The sequence below is a fragment of the Mesorhizobium sp. WSM4813 genome (assembly GCF_055811555.1).
The window spans coordinates 63,346-80,078 of record NZ_JBVVQU010000030.1 but is presented as its reverse complement, the minus strand read 5'-3'; the positions used below and the strand labels follow the sequence as shown (position 1 = coordinate 80,078).

The following is a 16,733-nucleotide window of genomic DNA, read 5'->3' as shown; positions in this document are numbered from 1 at the left end:
GGGACCAAAAACCATGGCAAACAGCTTGACTTCCAAGACAGTCGCTCTGTCCTGCCGGACATCTCCCCCACTTGGGGGGAGATTGGCTGTCATGGCCGCTTTCGCCAATCACAACCGCCGCAAGAGTAAACGGAGCGCCGAAGCTGCCGATCTCCCCCCTTGTGGGGGAGATGTCCGGCAGGACAGAGGGGGGCGCGACGGATCGCTGGTTTCATTCTGCCGCGCTCTTCGCTGATGTCACAGCAGGCTTTTTCCGCTATGACCGCCTGAAGGACTCGTGAAGCGCTGCTTCGCGGGCTATCTTCGGCATAAGTCGTCGAACGAAAGGGCAGGAGATGAGCAGCACAATCCGCGAAGCCGATCCTGGTTCCGACAGATTGGGATCTTCCAAGATCACGCCGCTGCCGGCGCGCACCGCCGCCAACGCGCCGGCGCCGCAAGCGCACGGCATTGCCCGCAATCCCGGCATGAAACTCGATCTCGGCTTCATGGAATCGATGCGCAGCGTCAACCGCTCGGCGCTGGAACGGCGTGTCGCCAGCCTGACCAAGCGGCGCTCGATCAAGGCCGACAACCAGGCCGCCTGGCTGCTGCGCGCCGTCGCCTGCATGGACCTGACCACGCTGAACTCCAACGACACCGACGAGCGCGTGCGCCGGCTCTGCGCCAAGGCGGTCAATCCGTTCCGCCGCGACATCGTCGAAGGCCTCGGCATTACGGGTGAAAAGATCCGCCCGGCGGCGGTCTGCGTCTATCATCCCTTCGTCGCCACCGCCGTCGATGCGCTGCGCGGCAGCGGCATCCATGTCGCGGCTGTTTCCACCGCCTTCCCGCACGGCCTCACCCCACTGTCGACGCGCCTGCAGGAGATCGAAGCCACGGTGACGGACGGCGCCGACGAGGTCGACGTCGTCATCCCGCGCGGGCTGGTTTTCGGGGCGAAATGGCATGAGCTCTATAACGAGATCGTCTCGATGCGGGCCGCCTGCGGCGAAGCGCATCTCAAGGTCATCCTCGGCACCGGCGACCTCGCCACGCTGCGCAACGTTATGCTCGCCTCGATGGTGGCGATGATGGCGGGCGCCGATTTCATCAAGACTTCGACCGGCAAGGAAAGCGTCAACGCGACGCTGCCGGTCGGCCTTGCCATGGTGCGCGCCATTCGCACCTATTTCGAGGAAACCGGCTATCTCATCGGCTTCAAGCCGGCCGGCGGCATTTCGACCGCCAAGGCTTCGCTCGACTGGCTGGTGCTGATGAAGGAAGAACTTGGCCGGCGGTGGCTGGAGCCAGACCTGTTCCGCTTCGGTGCATCGAGCCTTTTGACCGACATCGAGCGCCAGCTCGAACACCATCTGACCGGCCATTATTCGGCCAATCATCGCCACGCGATGGCGTGATTTTCGGGAGCGCCTGATGAATATTCTCGAACGCTATCACGCCATGGACTACGGCCCGGCGCCGGAAGCCCGCAATGAGGCCGATGCCTGGCTTGCCGCGCGCGATTTTTCCAAAGCCCTGTTCATCGGTGGCGAGTGGAAGGCAGCCAGCGGCGGCAAGACTTTCGACACCAGCGATCCCTCCTCCGGCAAATTGCTGGCCAAGGTCTCGGATGCCGGGGCTGCCGATATCGACGCAGCGGTTTCGGCCGCCACAAAAGCGCTGCCGAAATGGAGCGCCAGCTCCGGCTACAGCCGAGCCAAAGTGCTCTACGCCATCGGCCGCGCCATGCAGCGTCATCAGCGCCTGTTCGCGGTGCTTGAGACAATCGACAATGGCAAGCCGATCCGCGAAAGCCGCGACATCGACGTGCCGCTGGCTATCCGCCATTTCATCCATCATGCTGGCTGGGCGCAGGCGCTGGACAGGGATTTCGCCGGCCATAAGGGTGTCGGCGTCGTCGGCCAGATCATCCCGTGGAATTTTCCGCTACTGATGCTGGCCTGGAAGATCGCGCCGGCGCTCGCCGCAGGCTGCGCGATAGTGCTCAAGCCGGCCGAGTTCACGCCGCTCACCGCCATCCTGTTCGCCGAGATTTGTGAGCGCGCCGGCGTGCCGAAGGGCGTCGTCAACATCGTCCAGGGCGGGCCGGAGGCGGGCGCGGCCATCGTCAACCATCCCGGCGTCCAGAAGATCGCCTTCACCGGTTCGTCCGAGGTCGGCAAGATCATCCGCAAGGCGACCGCCGGGTCGGGCAAGAAACTGTCGTTGGAACTTGGCGGCAAATCGGCCTTCGTCGTCTTCGAGGACGCCGACCTCGACAGCGCCGTCGAAGGTCTAGTCGACGGCATCTGGTTCAACCAGGGCCAGGTCTGCTGTGCCGGATCGCGCCTTTTGGTGCAGGAAGGCATCGCCGAGGCCTTCATCGCTAAGGTCAAGGTGCGGATGAGCCGGCTGCGCGTCGGCAGCCCGCTCGACAAGAACACCGATATCGGCCCGCTGGTCGACTTGACCCAGCTCGATCGCGTCAAGGGGCTGGTCGCCGAAGGCGCCAAGCAGGGCGCCGTCTGCTGGCAGCCTGATGTGGCGCTGCCGTCTTCCGGCTATTACCATTTGCCGACGCTGGCGACAGGCGTCTCGCCGGCCAACATCCTGGCGCAGGAGGAGGTGTTCGGACCGGTGCTGGCGACAATGACCTTCCGCAACACCGAGGAAGCAGTCGAGCTCGCCAACAACACGCGCTACGGCCTGGCCGCCTCGGTCTGGAGCGAGAACGTCAACCTGGCGCTGCACGTCGCGCCGCAATTGAAGGCCGGCGTCGTCTGGGTCAACGGCACCAACATGTTCGACGCCGCCTGCGGCTTCGGCGGCTACCGCGAAAGCGGTTTTGGCCGCGAAGGCGGGCGCGAGGGCATGTCCGAATATCTCTCGGCGAAACTGCCGCTCGGCCCCGTCGTCAAACCGGCAGCGGCTGCTGCCCAGTCGGTCGAGCGGGCGGAAGGCGACACCATCGATCGCACGGCAAAACTGTTCATCGGCGGCAAGCAGGTCAGGCCGGACGGCAATTATTCGCTTGCCGTCGCCACCGCCAAGGGCAAGCTTGCCGGCGAAGTCGGTCTCGGCAGCCGCAAGGATATCCGTGACGCCGTCGCGGCTGCACGTGCCTGCAAGGGCTGGCCGGAAGCGACCGCCTACAATCGCAGCCAGGTGCTCTACTATCTGGCCGAGAACCTGTCCGGCCGCGCCGACGAGTTTGCCGTGCGTCTCACAGAGCTCACCGGCGCCACCGCCAAGGCGGCGCGCGAAGAGGTCGAGCTGTCGATCGAGCGCCTATTCCTCTATGCCGGCCTTGCCGATAAGTTCGAGGGCCGTGTCCACCAGCCGCCGGCCCGCGCCGTCACTTTGGCACTGCATGAGGCGGTCGGCGTCGTCGGCATCGTGGCGCCCGACAATGCGCCCCTGCTCGGCCTGATCTCGCTGGTGGCGCCGGCGCTGGCCATGGGCAACACCGTGGTCGCGGTGCCGTCGGAAAAATATCCGCTGCTGGCCACCGATCTCTACCAGGTCATCGAATATTCCGACGTTCCGGCCGGCGCCATCAACATCGTCACCGGCCGCACCGCCGAGCTCACCGGCGTGCTGGCCAAGCATGACGATGTCGACGGGCTCTGGGTGTTCGCCGATGCCGAGACCTGCGCCAAGGCAGAAGCCGACTCTGTCGGCAATCTCAAGCGCGTCTGGACCGGCAACGGCCGCAGCCTCGACTGGGCGTCGACCGAGGCCGCAGGCGATGCGTTGCTGCGCCGTGCCGTCGAGGTCAAGAACGTCTGGGTGCCCTACGGCGACTGAACGGTCGCCTTTCGCGCGGCGTCGGACGAGAAGCGTTCGGGCTTGACGGCAGAAAAGATGTTCTTTACCGAGAAAAAACATTTGCCCCTAAACGAACAGCGATGCAGGCGGCATCATAGTGCCTATCTGGCACATTGCGCCTTGGCCGCGTGCCGGTAAAAGCCGGGGCGGCGACAGAGGAGAAAAGCATGGCGGATCTGGCAGGCAAGATCGTTGTCGTCACAGCGGCGGCACAAGGCATCGGCCGGGCGAGCGCGCTGGCTTTCGCCAGGGCGGGCGCTGTCGTGCATGCCACCGACATCAACGAGGTGGTGCTCGCCGAACTCGGCAAGACGGCTGGCATCAAGACCCGCAAGCTCGACGTGCTGAACGATGAGGCCGTGACGTTGGCCTTCGCCGAGATCGGGGCCGTCGATGTGCTGTTCAACTGCGCCGGCTTCGTCCATTCGGGCTCGATCCTCGAGATGAAGGACGCCGATCTCGACTTTGCTTTGGATCTCAATGTCCGCTCGATGATCCGCACCATACGCGCCGTGCTGCCCGGCATGCTGGAGCGCGGCGACGGCTCGATCATCAACATGGCGTCGTTGGCGGGCTCGACCAAGGGCGTGCCCAACCGCTTCGTCTACGGGCTGACCAAGGCGGCCGTCATCGGCCTGACCAAATCGGTTGCCGCCGACTATGTCGGCAAGGGCATACGCTGCAACGCCATCTGCCCGGGCACGGTCGAAAGCCCGTCGCTGGAGGACCGCATGCATGCGCAGGGCGATTACGAGGCGGCTCGCGCCGCCTTCATCGCCCGCCAGCCGATGGGCCGCCTGGGCACGCCCGAGGAAATCGCCGACCTTGCCGTCTATCTGGCTGGCGCCACCTATACGTCGGGACAGGCTTATAATGTCGACGGTGGCTGGTCGATCTAGGAGTCTGAAAATCCTATTCTGCCGGGCGCCTGGCGCGGCGTCTGTGCTTGCCTAGGCACTTTAAGTACGCTCCGCTCCGGTTCTCGAAAACCACGCCATTCGCCGCAGCGGAGCGAGTTTGCAAACGGCCTCTGCGCCGCAATCAGGAGAAAAAGAATGAAACTGCTGCGCTATGGCGAAGCGGGGAGCGAACGCCCCGGCCTGCTCGATGCGGATGGGACAATCCGCGACCTCTCCGCCCATGTCACCGACATTGCCGGCAAGGCGCTCGACCCGGCATCGCTTGAGACATTGTCGAAGCTCGATCCGAAATCGCTGCCGGCGGTTTCCGGCAAGCCGCGCATCGGCGCCTGCGTCGCCGGCACCGGCAAATTCATCTGCATCGGCCTGAACTACTCCGACCATGCCGCCGAGACCGGCGCCACCGTGCCGCCCGAGCCGATCATCTTCATGAAGGCGAGCTCGGCCATCGTTGGACCGGACGACGACGTGCTGATCCCGCGCGGCTCGGTGAAGACCGACTGGGAGGTCGAGCTTGGCGTGGTTATCGGCAGGACCGCGAAATATGTCACCGAGGCCGAGGCGCTGGATTATGTCGCCGGCTATTGCGTCGCGCACGACGTGTCCGAGCGCGCCTTCCAGGCGGAGCGTCAAGGCCAGTGGACCAAGGGCAAGTCCTGCGACACGTTCGGGCCGATCGGCCCGTGGCTGGTCACTAAGGACGAGGTCAAGGACCCGCAGAACATCCCGATGTGGCTGAAGGTCAACGGCAAGACGATGCAGAACGGCTCGACCAAGACCATGGTCTATGGCGTCGCCTACCTCGTGTCCTACCTCAGCCAGTTCATGTCGCTGCATCCGGGCGACATCATCTCGACCGGCACGCCGCCCGGCGTCGGCCTCGGCATGAAGCCGCCGGTGTTCCTGAAGCCCGGCGACGTCGTCGAGCTCGGCATCGAAGGGCTGGGCACGCAGAAGCAGACGTTCAAGGCGGACGTATAAGAGGTCATCCTGGACGGGTCGCGCCGCCCCTCATCTGCCTGCCGGCATCTTCTCCCCGTGAACGGGGAGAAGGACGCCGTCACCAATGATTTCGCCAATCGCCGGGCGGTGCAGAAAGAGCGCCGAGGCCGCGGCCAGCTCTTTCTCCCCGTTTACGGGGAGAAATGCCCGGCAGGGCAATGAGGGGCAGCGCCAACCTTTGCCGCGAAGCTACTTCAGCACCTTGCCCTCGGCTCCGAACCGATAAGTCTTCGCCGGATCCGGCGTTGCGTAGAGCGTAGCACCAGGTTCGGCATTGTAGACGCCGAAGATGCGCACGGTGATCAGGCCGGCCTTCTCGCAGTCGAGATAGAGGTTGGTATCGGCGCCGAGGTGCTCGGCATGGACCACTGTGCCTTTCCAGGCGCCGGATTTCGCATCGACGGTCAGGTGCTCTGGGCGGACGCCGATCGTCTTTGCCGTTTCGCCAAGCTTGGCGCCGTCGACGAAATTCATCTTCGGTGAGCCAATGAAGCCGGCGACGAATTCATTTGCCGGCGAATTATAAAGCTCCATCGGTCCGCCGATCTGCTCGATCTTTCCCGCGTTGAGCACGACGATCTTGTCGGCCAGCGTCATCGCCTCGACCTGGTCGTGGGTGACATAGATCATCGTCGCCTTCAGCCTGCGATGCAGTTGCGCAATCTCCAGCCTGGTGTTGACGCGCAGTGCGGCATCAAGGTTGGACAAAGGTTCGTCGAACAGGAAAAGCTTGGGCTCGCGCACCACGGCGCGGCCGATGGCGACGCGCTGGCGCTGGCCGCCGGAGAGCTCGGCCGGCCGCCTGGCGAGATAGGGCTCCAGCGACAGCATCGATGAGGCGATGCCGATGCGGCGGTCGATCTCGGCCGCCGGCGTGCCCGCCTGCTTGAGGCCGAGGCCCATATTGTTCTTCACCGTCAGATGCGGGTAGAGCGCATAGGTCTGGAACACCATGGCGATGCCGCGCTTGGCCGGGGGGGTAGCGGAGACGTCCGCGCCGTCGATCACCACGCGCCCCGAGGTCGAATCCTCCAGTCCGGCAATGACCCTGAGCAGCGTCGACTTCCCGCAGCCGGAGGGGCCGACGAAGACGACGAACTCGCCATCGGTCACTTCGAGGTTGATGCCCTTCAGCACCTCGACCGGCCCAAAGGCCTTCTTCACATTCTCGATGTTCAGCGCGCCCACGGCGTTCCTCCGGATTGGAATGTGGGCGCCAGGGCACCCCCCTCTGGCCTGCCCTCTTTGCCAAAACTTGGCATCTCTCCCTCAAGGGCGGAGATTGGATGCGATGCCTGCTTTCGCCAACTTTCAGCCGAGCAGAACGGGTGGCGACATTGACGCTGACGATCTCCCCCCTTGAGGGGGAGATGGCCGGCAGGCCAGAGGGGGGCGCCGTAGAGCGCAATCCCTAGCAAAAATTCCCCTGTCACAATCGCACCGCCTTTCCGCTGCGCACGCTCTCGTCGGCGGCAAGGCAGACGGCGAGCGACTTCACCGCGTCGTCCATATGGCGGGTCAGATCCAGATCCTCGCGGATCGCCTTGAGCAGAAAAGCCTGTTCGAGGTCGCAGAGATCCTGATGGCCGGGCTCACCCTCCATCGACAGCATCTCATCCGGCTTGGCGAACTTGCCGTCTGCGCCGGTCGCAGCGCTATGCAGGCGGATGGTCGAGGTCTTGGTATGCGTGTCGATGTCGTCGGATTTGACGCCCTCCTTCATGACGATCGACACGCAGCCATTGGGCGAGATCACGTCCTTCACGAAGAAAGCGGTTTCCGAGATCATCGGCCCCCAGCCGGCCTCGTACCAGCCGACTGAACCGTCGTCGAACAGCACCTGCAGATGACCGTAATTGTACATCGTGGGCGCAATCTCGTCGGTCAGTCTGAGCCCCATGCCGCGCACCTCGACCGGCCTGGCATCGGTGATCTGCAGCATCACGTCGAGATAGTGCACGCCGCAATCGACGATCGGCGACGTCGTCTGCATCAACTGCTTGTGCGTCTCCCAGCTATGGCCGGAGGATTGCTGGTTGAGGTTCATGCGGAACACGTAAGGGCCGCCGAGCTTGCGCGCCTCCGCAATCAGCCTGATCCAGGACGGATGATGGCGCAGGATGTAGCCGATCACCAGTTTTCTGCCATTGGACTTGGCCGCGGCGGCGACGCGTTTGGCATCCGCCACCGTCGTCGCCAGCGGCTTTTCGACAAAGACATGGCAGCCGGCCTCGAATGCCTTCACCGCATAGTCGGCATGGCTGTCTGAATAGGTGGCGATGCAGGCGACGTCAGGCCTCTCGTCGCGCAGCGCCTCGTCGAAGGAGCGCCTGATGCCGTAGCCGGAAAGCCCGGCCGGCAGCGGCACGTCCGAGCGGTTGACCAGCGCCGCGATCTCAAAACCCGGATTGGTGTGGTAGGCCAGCGCATGGCTGCGGCCCATATTGCCCAAACCGGCGACGACGACGCGAAGAGGTTTTTCTGCGCTCACTTGACCGCTCCCGAGGTGATGCCGCGGATCAGCTGCCGCGAGAAGATGACGTAGAGGATCAGCACCGGCATGATCGCCAGCGACAGTGCGGCCAGGATCGCGTTCCAGTTGGTGACGAACTGGCCGAGGAACAGCTGGGCGCCGAGCGTCACCGTCTTGGTCTCCTCCGACGGCGCCAGGATCAGCGGAAACCACAGATCGTTCCAGATCGGGATCATGGTGAAGACGGCGACAGTCGCCATCGATGGCCGCACCAGCGGCAGCACCAGCCGGAAGAAGATGGTGTATTCGGAGAGGCCGTCGATACGCCCGGCATTCTTCAGGTCGTCGGACACCTGCTTCATGAATTCCGACAGGATGAAGACGGCAAGCGGCAGGCCTTGCGCCGTATAAACCAGGATCAGCGCCGTCAGCGTGTTGACCAGCCCGCTCGCCACCATCAGCTGCAGGATGGCGACAGTGCCGAGGCGGATCGGGATCATGATGCCAAGCGCCAGGTAGAGTCCCATCAGCGAATTGCCGCGGAAGCGGTATTCCGACAGCGCGAACGCCGCCATCGCGCCGAACAGCAACACGAAGAACAGCGAGGCGACGGTGACGACAAAGCTGTTCTGGAAATAGTGGATGAAATCGCCCTGCCCGATGACGGTGGTGTAGCCGATCAGGTCGAAGGTTTTCGGGGTCGGCGGCGCCAGCGGCGCGCCGAAGATGCCCGCGCGGGATTTAAACGAATTCATGATGACGATGACCACCGGAAACAGCGCGATCACCGTGTAGGTCAACAGCACCGCATGGGCGCCGATCGTGCGTGGCAGGGAGCGGGTAGCCGTGCTCATTGGGAAGTCTCCTGACGAGCTGCATTTCCAAAGGATGGCGCCAAGGCACCCCCCTCTGGCCTGCCGGACATCTCCCCCGCAAGGGGGGAGATTGGCAGCGTCAATGTCGCCACCCGTTCTGCTCGGCTGAAAGTTGGCGAAAGCAGCCATCGCATCCAATCTCCCCCCTTGAGGGGGAGATGGCCGGCAGGCCAGAGGGGGGTGTTCAAGCTCGACATCTCGCCCCCTAGAACTGGTAGCGACGCAGGCGCGTCTGGACGAGGAAGAGATAGACGCAGACGCCGCCAAGGATGATCAGGAACATCATCGTGGCGATCGCCGCGCCCATATTGGGATCGCCGACCTGCAGCTGGAAACCGAAGAAGGCGCGGTAGAGAAAGGTGCCGAGGATATCGGTCGAATAATTCGGCCCGGCCAGCGCGCCTTGCGCGGTGTAGATCAGGTCGAAGGCGTTGAAATTGCCGACGAAGGTGAGGATCGAGATGATGCCGATCGACGGCAGGATCAGCGGCAGCTTGATCTTCCAGAACTGCGACATGCCGGTGATGCCGTCGCATTCGGCCGCTTCGATCACCTCCTCGGGAATGGACAGCAATGCCGCATAGATCAGCATCATCGGAATTCCGACGAACTGCCACACCGAGATCAGGCTGAGCGTTGTCAGCGCATATTGCTCCTTGCCCAGCCACGGCGTGAACAGGCTTTTGAGGCCGACAAGATCCATCAGGTCAGGCGCCACGCCCCACAACGGCGACAGGATCAGCTTCCAGGCGAAGCCGACGATGACGAAGGACAGGATCGTCGGCACGAAGATGGCTGTGCGGTAGAAGGCGGAGAATCTCAGCCGCGGGCTGGACAGCAGTGCGGCCAAAAGCACGCCGATCGGGTTCTGCACGATCATGTGGATGATGAAGAACCAGACGTTATTGCGCAGCGCGTTCCAGAAATTAACCGACCAGTTAGGGTCGCCGAACAGCCTGCGGAAGTTTTCGAACCCGACGAAGACCTGAGCCTGGTCGATGTTGCGAAACAGCGAGAGCTGCAGCGTGCCGGCCAGCGGCAGGATCATGATCGCCGTATAGACCAGCACCGCCGGCGCAAGGAAGACGACGATATGCCAGCGGAACGGTCGTTTCGGTGCTGCGGCCATGCGTTCGGTCCCGCCGATCAGGTTCTTGCAATTGCTTTCGACGGCGGCGCTGGCCCTCACCCTTACCCTCTCCCCGTGAAGGACGGGGAGAGGGGTCGCCAGCGTTGCGACTTAGCCCTTCTCCCCGTCGCTATACGGGGAGAAGGTGCCGGCAGGCGGATGAGGGGCGGCGCAGTCGACTCTCATTGGCAGTTTGACGCCAAGCCGCGCGAGCGCGGCCTGGTCCGTTTGCCTTGGCTCTTACTTCGCCGGCTTGTACCAGCTGTCGAGGCCGTCCTGCAGCTTCTTGGCGGCAGCTTCCGGCGTGACGGTGCCGTTGATGACGTTGGCCGACTCAACCCACGTCTCGTTCTCGAGGTTCGGCGTGCCGCGCGACAGGATCTGATAGGTCGAGCGGATCGTCGACTTGCACTTGTCGCGCCAGGAGACGAATTCCTGGGCCAGCGGGTCTTCCATCTTCACCGGCGTGTTGTTCAGGCTGAAGAAGCCCGGCAGCGCGTTGGCGTAGATGGTGGCGAAATCCGGCGAGGCCACCCAGGTCAGGAAGGTCTTGGCCGCATCCGCGTTCTTCGACGCCGCATTGAGGCCCATGCCGATGTCGGTGTGGTCGGAGATGTAGCAGGTGTCGCCGGCCTTCTGCACCGGCGGCGGGAACGCGCCCATCTTGAACTGCGCCTGCGTGTTGAACAGGCCGATCTCCCACGAGCCGGCCGGGTAGATGGCGGCGCGGCCGAGCGTGAACAGGTTCTGGCTGTCCGGATAGGTCTGCGCCTCGAAGCCGTCGCCGAGATAGGGCTTCCACTTGGCGAGTTCGGCAAACGGCGCAACCCACTGGGGATCAGTCAGCTTCTGCTCGCCCTTGATCAGCGCCAGACGGCCTTCCTCGCCCTTCCAGTAGTTCGGGCCGATGTTCTGGTAGCCCATGGTCGCGGCTTCCCAGAGATCCTTGGTGCCCATCGCCATCGGGATATAGGTGCCGTCGGCCTTGATCTTGTCGAGCGCGGCGTAGAACTCCTCATTCGTCGTCGGCACCTTGATGCCGAGCTGATCGAAGGCGTCCTTGTTGTAGATGAAGCCATGGATGACGGAAGCCATCGGCACGCAGAAGCTGGCCTTACCGTCGTCGGTCTGCCAGGCGGCCTTGGCGACGTCGGAAAAATTCTCCATGCCGGGCAGCGTCGAGATGTCGGCGAGATTGCCCTTCTTGAAGAGTTCCAGCGACTTGTCGAACGGGCGGCAGGTGATCAGGTCGCCCGCCGAGCCGGCGGCGAGCTTGGCGCCGAGCGCGGCGTCATATTCGGTCGGCGCCGACGGCGCGAACACCACCTTGATGCCCGGGTTCTTGGCTTCAAAAGCCGGGATCAGCTTGTCCTTCCAGATGGCAAGGTCGTCGCCGCGCCAGCTTTCGATGTTGAGCGTTACGTCCTGGGCATAGGCCATTCCGGCTGACCCGAGAATGCTGGTGCCGAGAAGCAGTGCCGTCAGTAGTTTCGTTGTCATGCTCAGTCTCCCTGTTGACCTTTTTCAGGTTCGGTTTTGAGAACAGAGGCTTTCTGCCCCATGCTCCCCTCGATCGCGGAAAGGGCCGGGCGCAGCTTGTGGCCGGCCCCTTCCAGTATCTTCTGCGCCGCATCGGCGCTGGCGGCGCCGGCGGCGAGCAGAATGGCGGTCTTGACGACGCCGCCGCTCTTTTCGAGCAGGTGCGCCGCATCCTCCCTGTCGCGTCCGCTGATCGCGGCGACGATACGTGCCGCACGGTCGCGCAGCTTGATGTTGTCGGCCATGAGATTGACCATGTAGCCGTCATGGACATGGCCGAGATGTATGGCGGCCAGCGTCGACAGCATGTTGAGCGCGATCTTCTGGGCGGTGCCGGCGCCCATGCGCGTCGAGCCGGCGATCAGCTCAGGCGGCGTTTCGAGCAATATGGCGATGTCGGCCAGCCGAAGCAGCGGCGCACCCTTGTTGTTGGCGATGGCGATGGTCGCCGCGCCCCGACGCCTGGCTTCCTCGATCGCCCTGACCGCATAGGGCGTCGAACCGCTGGCCGAGACTGCGATCAGGCAGTCGCCCTCGCCGATGCGGGCAGCGGCAACCGCTGCCGAGGCTTCGTCGGTATCATCCTCCGGCCCGCCGGCCAGTGTCTTGAAGGCATCGTCGCCGCCGGCGATCAGGATGGCGATACGGTCACGCTGAATGCCGAAGGTGCCCGGCAGTTCCAGCGCATCGGCCAGCGCCATCAGGCCCGAGCTGCCGGCCGCCGCGTAAGCGAGCTTGCCGCCGCTGTTCAGCCGGCTGGCGATGATTTCGGCTGCTTCGGCGATGGCGGGAATGGCGCCGCGCACCGCCTTGGCGGCCTCGATCTGCGCGTTGGCCAAAGAGGAAAGGATGGCGTCCGGAGCCTGGATGTCCAGCCCCTCGGCATTCTGGTGAAGCGCTTCGGTGCGCGTTTCGGCCATCCGTTTTCCCTCCAATCCAGAAAACCATACCAAAAAAATACCACTTGTCCACACGCATTAGTGACTTCACTGCCTGGAAAATCGCCGCACCGGCAAAATGCACAGTGTTTTCAATGAGGTGCGCCTTAATCTTTTTGAAACGGAAATTAATCCTTGGCTATTGGTATTTTATTGGTATTATCAGCCTGGAGGAGAAATCGTGTGAATTTCGTGCTTGGCATCGATGGCGGCGGCACCAGCTGCAGGGCGGCCCTTGCAACAGTGGACGGCACCGTCGTCGGCCGCGCCAAGAGCGGTGCGGCCAACATCCGCACCGATCTTACCGGCGCCAGGGCCAACATCGTTGAGGCGGCACGGCAGGCCTTTGTCGCCGCCGGAAAAGACCCCGAACTTATCCAGCAGACTCCGGCCATCCTCGGCCTCGCCGGCGCCAATGTCGGCACCTACAGGCAGCAGCTCGAAGCGGTCCTGCCGTTCAGCATCAGCCGTGTCGAGACCGACGCCGAGATCGCGCTGGAAGGCGCGGTCGGCTCCGGTGACGGCGCCATGGCCATCCTCGGCACCGGCACCGCCTATATGGCGCGTAAAAACGGCAAGTCGCGCGCGATCGGCGGCTGGGGATTCCAGGTCGGCGACCAGGGCAGCGGCGCCCGCATCGGCCGCGACCTGCTCGAACAGACGCTGCTTGCCTATGACGGCATCCACCAGGGATCGCCGCTGACGCAGGCCATGCTCGCCATCTTCCGCGACAATCCCGAGGATTTGGTCGAGTTCACCACCAATGCCAAACCCGGCGATTTCGGCGGCTTCGCGCCCAAGGTCTTCGATCATGCCGAAAAAGGCGACATTGTCGCCAACTGGATCGTCGACAAGGCGGTCGCCGACGTCGAGGCCGCACTTGGCGTGCTCGATCTCGGCGGCGACGATCCGCTTTGCCTGCTCGGCGGGCTGGCGCCGCTCTATGCACCACGCCTGTCGGCGCGCTACCGGGCGCTGCTTAAGCCGCCGCTCGACGATGCGCTTGGCGGTGCGGTGCAGATGGCGGTTCGTGTCTTCTCGGGGACTGCGGAGGCAGCGCGATGAGCGAAGCCGCCGACCAGATCTTCGCTACGCTGAAACAGTCGGCGCAAAGCGGCGCACCGCTCTATCTGCAGCTGAGGAAGAGCATCGAGGACGCGGTTAATCGCGGCCTGATCGGACCTGGCGACGCGCTGCCGTCCGAGCGCGACATCGCCAGCAAGGCCGACATTTCGCGCGTCACCGTGCGCAAGGCGGTGCAGGACCTGGTCAAGGGCGGCATCCTCATCCAGCGCCACGGCTCCGGCACCTTCGTGGCGCCGCGTATGGAGCGCGTCGAGCAGTCGCTGTCGCGGCTGACATCCTTCACCGAGGACATGGCGCGGCGCGGTATGGCGGTGCGTTCGGCCTGGCTCGACCGCGGCCTCTATGCGCCCTCGCCGGACGAGATGATGGTGCTTGGTCTGTCGTCGAACGAATTGGTGGCGCGGGTTGCGCGCCTGCGCATTGCCAACGACACGCCGCTGGCGATCGAGCGCGCCGCATTGTCGGCCAGTGTGCTGCCCGACCCGGCAGGAATTGGGTCGTCGCTCTACGCGGCGCTGGAGACCACCGGCCATCGGCCGGTGCGGGCGGTGCAGCGCATTTCCGCCGCCAATCTCGGCGACGACGACGCGCGCCTGCTCGAAGTGCCGCCAGGCATTGCAGGCCTGCACATCGAGCGTATTTCCTATCTGGCGAGCGGCAAGGTCATCGAATTCACCCGCTCTATCTACAGGGGCGACGCCTATGATTTCGTCGCCGAACTCCGGCTGAGCGGGCCGGGCGAAGAGGGCCGGCCATGAGCGCGACAACTACCCATATGCGGCGCGAGATCGAGGAGATCCCGGAGGCCACCGCCCGCCTGCTCGACGGTTCGGCAGCGGTGCTGACCGAGGCCGGGCGCGGCATTCGCGAGCGCGATCCGCATTTCATCGTCACCGTGGCGCGCGGCTCGTCTGACCATGCCGCCACCTTCATGAAATATGCCGTCGAGCTGACCGCCGGTCTTGCCGTCGCGTCGGTCGGCCCGTCGATCGCTTCGATCTACGGCGCCAAGCTCAAGCTGGCCGGCTCGGTCTGCCTGGCGATCTCGCAATCGGGCAAGAGCCCGGACATTGTCGCCATGTCGCAAGCCGCGAGGGCCGGCGGTGCCCTGACCGTCGCCATCACCAACACCGCCGATTCGCCGCTGGCGCGGGCCTCCGATTATGCGATCGACATTCTGGCCGGCCCGGAACGCAGCGTCGCGGCGACGAAGACTTTCGTCAATTCGGCCGTCGCCAGCCTCGCCTTGATGGCGCATAGCACCGGCGACGACAAGCTTCTGGCAGCACTTGCCCGTTTGCCGGAGCATTTTCGCAAGGCGATCGCCTGCGACTGGATGGCGCTGGCCAGCGCCCTTGAGACGCAGAAATCGCTGTTCATCCTCGGTCGTGGTCCGTCCGCTGCAATCGCCAATGAGGCGGCGCTGAAATTCAAGGAAACCTGCGCCATGCACGCCGAGGCGTATAGTGCTGCCGAAGTCATGCATGGCCCGCTGGCGCTGGTCGGGCCAGGTTTCCCGGTGCTGGCGCTCGCCGCCCGCGATGCTTCCGAGCCGTCGGTCGCAGAGGCCGCCGACAGCCTGGCGGACAAGGGCGCGGCGGTCTTCGTGACTTCGGACAAGGCGACAAGCGCTCAGCACCTGCCGCATGTCGCCACCGGCCATCCACTGACCGACCCGCTGGCGCTGATCGTGTCGTTCTATGGCTTCGTCGAGGCCTTTGCCCGCCATCGCGGTCTCGATCCGGACACGCCGCCCAATCTTCGCAAGGTGACGGAAACCATATGAGCGACCGTTTTGCCCTGACTGGGGCCCGGATTTTTGACGGCGACGACTGGCACGACGATGCTGCCCTTGTCGTGCGTGACGGCCTCGTCGGGTCCATCGTTGCCACCGGAGCCGTTCCGTCCGGCGTCGAGCGTATCGAAACTGGCGGCGGCATCCTTGCACCGGGGTTCGTCGACCTGCAGGTCAATGGCGGCGGCGGCATCATGCTCAACGATCATCCCGATGTCGCTTCGATCGAAACTATCTGTCGGGCGCACGCGCCGTTCGGCACGACGGCGCTGCTGCCGACGCTGATCACCGACACGCCCGAGATCACCGCAGCGGCGGTTGCCGCCGGGGCCGAGGCCGCGCAGCAAGAAGTGCCGGGCTTTTTGGGCCTGCATCTCGAAGGCCCGCATCTGTCCATCGCCCGCAAGGGCGCGCATGACCCGGCGCTGATCCGGCCGATGCTGGATGTCGACCAGGCAATGCTGGTAGCGGCGCGGAAAACTCTGCCAGTGCTGCTGACGACTGTGGCGCCGGAATCCGTCGACCCGGCACGTGTTTCGGCGTTGGTCGAGGCCGGCATTGTCGTCAGCCTCGGCCATTCCGACACCGGCTATGCCAAGGCGCGCGCCTTCGCTGGTGCCGGCGCAACAGTGGTCACCCATCTGTTCAACGCCATGAGCCAGATCGGCAATCGTGAGCCGGGGTTGGTGGGTGCTGCCATCGACACAGGCACATTGTTTGCCGGCATCATCGCCGATGGCATTCATGTCGATCCCGCCACCATGGCCATCGCTTTGCGCGCCAAGCAGGGCCCGGCAAAAATTTTCCTGGTCACCGACGCCATGGCAACGATCGGCACCGACGTGACCTCGTTCACGCTGAACGGCCGCACCATCTACCGCAAGGACGGCAGCCTGCGGCTTGCCGACGGGACGCTGGCGGGCGCCGACCTCGACATGATAGCCGCCGTCCGCTTCGTCCACCGCGCTGTCGGACTGGACCTGTCAGAGGCGCTGCGCATGGCTTCGCTCTATCCGGCGCAGGCGATCGGCCAATCACACCGGCTCGGGCGGTTCGCCAACGGCACCGCCGCCGATATCGTTGCGCTGTCGGACGAGTTGGACGTCAAGGGCGTCTGGATAGAAGGCGACAGGGTTTTCGAGGCCGGTGTCGCAAAGGGCGCCTAA

The 16,733-nt window shown here is 64.3% G+C and carries 14 protein-coding genes; 8 read left to right on the top strand and 6 right to left on the bottom strand.

Annotated elements, in window-relative coordinates; genetic code table 11:
* Nucleotides 1-335 precede the first annotated feature (335 nt).
* The 4 genes from deoC to AC0L25_RS18750 all read left to right on the top strand — a co-directional run bounded on the left by deoC (nucleotide 336) and on the right by AC0L25_RS18750 (nucleotide 5,711).
* Nucleotides 336-1,400: a deoxyribose-phosphate aldolase gene (deoC, locus tag AC0L25_RS18765; protein WP_473596878.1), complete on the top strand. Its 1,065-nt coding sequence runs from the start codon at nucleotides 336-338 to the stop codon at nucleotides 1,398-1,400.
* A 16-nt stretch (nucleotides 1,401-1,416) separates the two neighbouring features.
* Nucleotides 1,417-3,789: an aldehyde dehydrogenase family protein gene (locus tag AC0L25_RS18760; RefSeq protein WP_473596877.1), complete on the top strand. Its 2,373-nt coding sequence runs from the start codon at nucleotides 1,417-1,419 to the stop codon at nucleotides 3,787-3,789.
* Nucleotides 3,790-3,977: 188 nt separating this feature from the next.
* Nucleotides 3,978-4,709 (top strand): SDR family oxidoreductase, encoded by a 732-nt coding sequence (locus tag AC0L25_RS18755; RefSeq protein ID WP_473596876.1) that lies wholly within the window; start codon nucleotides 3,978-3,980, stop codon nucleotides 4,707-4,709.
* Between the two features lie 156 nt (nucleotides 4,710-4,865).
* The gene (locus AC0L25_RS18750) at nucleotides 4,866-5,711 is read left to right on the top strand and encodes a fumarylacetoacetate hydrolase family protein (protein WP_473596875.1); all 846 of its coding nucleotides are present in this window, start codon (nucleotides 4,866-4,868) and stop codon (nucleotides 5,709-5,711) included.
* A gap of 210 nt (nucleotides 5,712-5,921) precedes the next feature.
* Here the strand turns inward: AC0L25_RS18750 and AC0L25_RS18745 are convergent, their stop codons facing one another.
* The 6 genes from AC0L25_RS18745 to AC0L25_RS18720 all read right to left on the bottom strand — a co-directional run bounded on the left by AC0L25_RS18745 (nucleotide 5,922) and on the right by AC0L25_RS18720 (nucleotide 12,668).
* Nucleotides 5,922-6,920 carry an ABC transporter ATP-binding protein gene (locus AC0L25_RS18745; protein WP_473596874.1) on the bottom strand — a complete coding sequence of 333 codons (999 nt, stop codon included), beginning with the start codon at nucleotides 6,918-6,920 and terminating at the stop codon, nucleotides 5,922-5,924.
* A 241-nt stretch (nucleotides 6,921-7,161) separates the two neighbouring features.
* Entirely contained in the window at nucleotides 7,162-8,223 is a 1,062-nt protein-coding gene (locus tag AC0L25_RS18740) for a Gfo/Idh/MocA family protein (protein WP_473596873.1), read from the bottom strand.
* The gene (locus tag AC0L25_RS18735; protein ID WP_473596872.1) at nucleotides 8,220-9,059 is read right to left on the bottom strand and encodes a carbohydrate ABC transporter permease; all 840 of its coding nucleotides are present in this window, start codon (nucleotides 9,057-9,059) and stop codon (nucleotides 8,220-8,222) included. The genes AC0L25_RS18740 and AC0L25_RS18735 overlap by 4 nt, the downstream gene beginning before the upstream one ends.
* A 226-nt stretch (nucleotides 9,060-9,285) precedes the next feature.
* Nucleotides 9,286-10,209: a carbohydrate ABC transporter permease gene (locus AC0L25_RS18730; RefSeq protein ID WP_473596881.1), complete on the bottom strand. Its 924-nt coding sequence runs from the start codon at nucleotides 10,207-10,209 to the stop codon at nucleotides 9,286-9,288.
* 240 nt (nucleotides 10,210-10,449) lie between these two features.
* Complete coding sequence (locus tag AC0L25_RS18725) at nucleotides 10,450-11,709, bottom strand: ABC transporter substrate-binding protein (protein WP_473596871.1); 1,260 nt, start codon at nucleotides 11,707-11,709, stop codon at nucleotides 10,450-10,452.
* Between the two features lie 2 nt (nucleotides 11,710-11,711).
* Nucleotides 11,712-12,668: an N-acetylmuramic acid 6-phosphate etherase gene (locus AC0L25_RS18720; protein WP_473596870.1), complete on the bottom strand. Its 957-nt coding sequence runs from the start codon at nucleotides 12,666-12,668 to the stop codon at nucleotides 11,712-11,714.
* Between the two features lie 201 nt (nucleotides 12,669-12,869).
* On the opposite strand from AC0L25_RS18720, the gene AC0L25_RS18715 reads away from it, so the two are divergent.
* From AC0L25_RS18715 to nagA, 4 genes are read left to right on the top strand one after another with little or no spacing between them, the layout of a single operon-like run.
* On the top strand, nucleotides 12,870-13,751 hold the full coding sequence (locus tag AC0L25_RS18715) for a glucosamine kinase nucleotide-binding domain-containing protein (protein ID WP_473596869.1): 882 nt from the start codon (nucleotides 12,870-12,872) through the stop codon (nucleotides 13,749-13,751).
* Nucleotides 13,748-14,530: a GntR family transcriptional regulator gene (locus AC0L25_RS18710; protein ID WP_473596868.1), complete on the top strand. Its 783-nt coding sequence runs from the start codon at nucleotides 13,748-13,750 to the stop codon at nucleotides 14,528-14,530. Before AC0L25_RS18715 ends, AC0L25_RS18710 begins: the two co-directional genes overlap by 4 nt.
* Nucleotides 14,527-15,558: an SIS domain-containing protein gene (locus tag AC0L25_RS18705; RefSeq protein ID WP_473596867.1), complete on the top strand. Its 1,032-nt coding sequence runs from the start codon at nucleotides 14,527-14,529 to the stop codon at nucleotides 15,556-15,558. Before AC0L25_RS18710 ends, AC0L25_RS18705 begins: the two co-directional genes overlap by 4 nt.
* Nucleotides 15,555-16,733: an N-acetylglucosamine-6-phosphate deacetylase gene (gene nagA, locus AC0L25_RS18700; RefSeq protein WP_473596866.1), complete on the top strand. Its 1,179-nt coding sequence runs from the start codon at nucleotides 15,555-15,557 to the stop codon at nucleotides 16,731-16,733. Before AC0L25_RS18705 ends, nagA begins: the two co-directional genes overlap by 4 nt.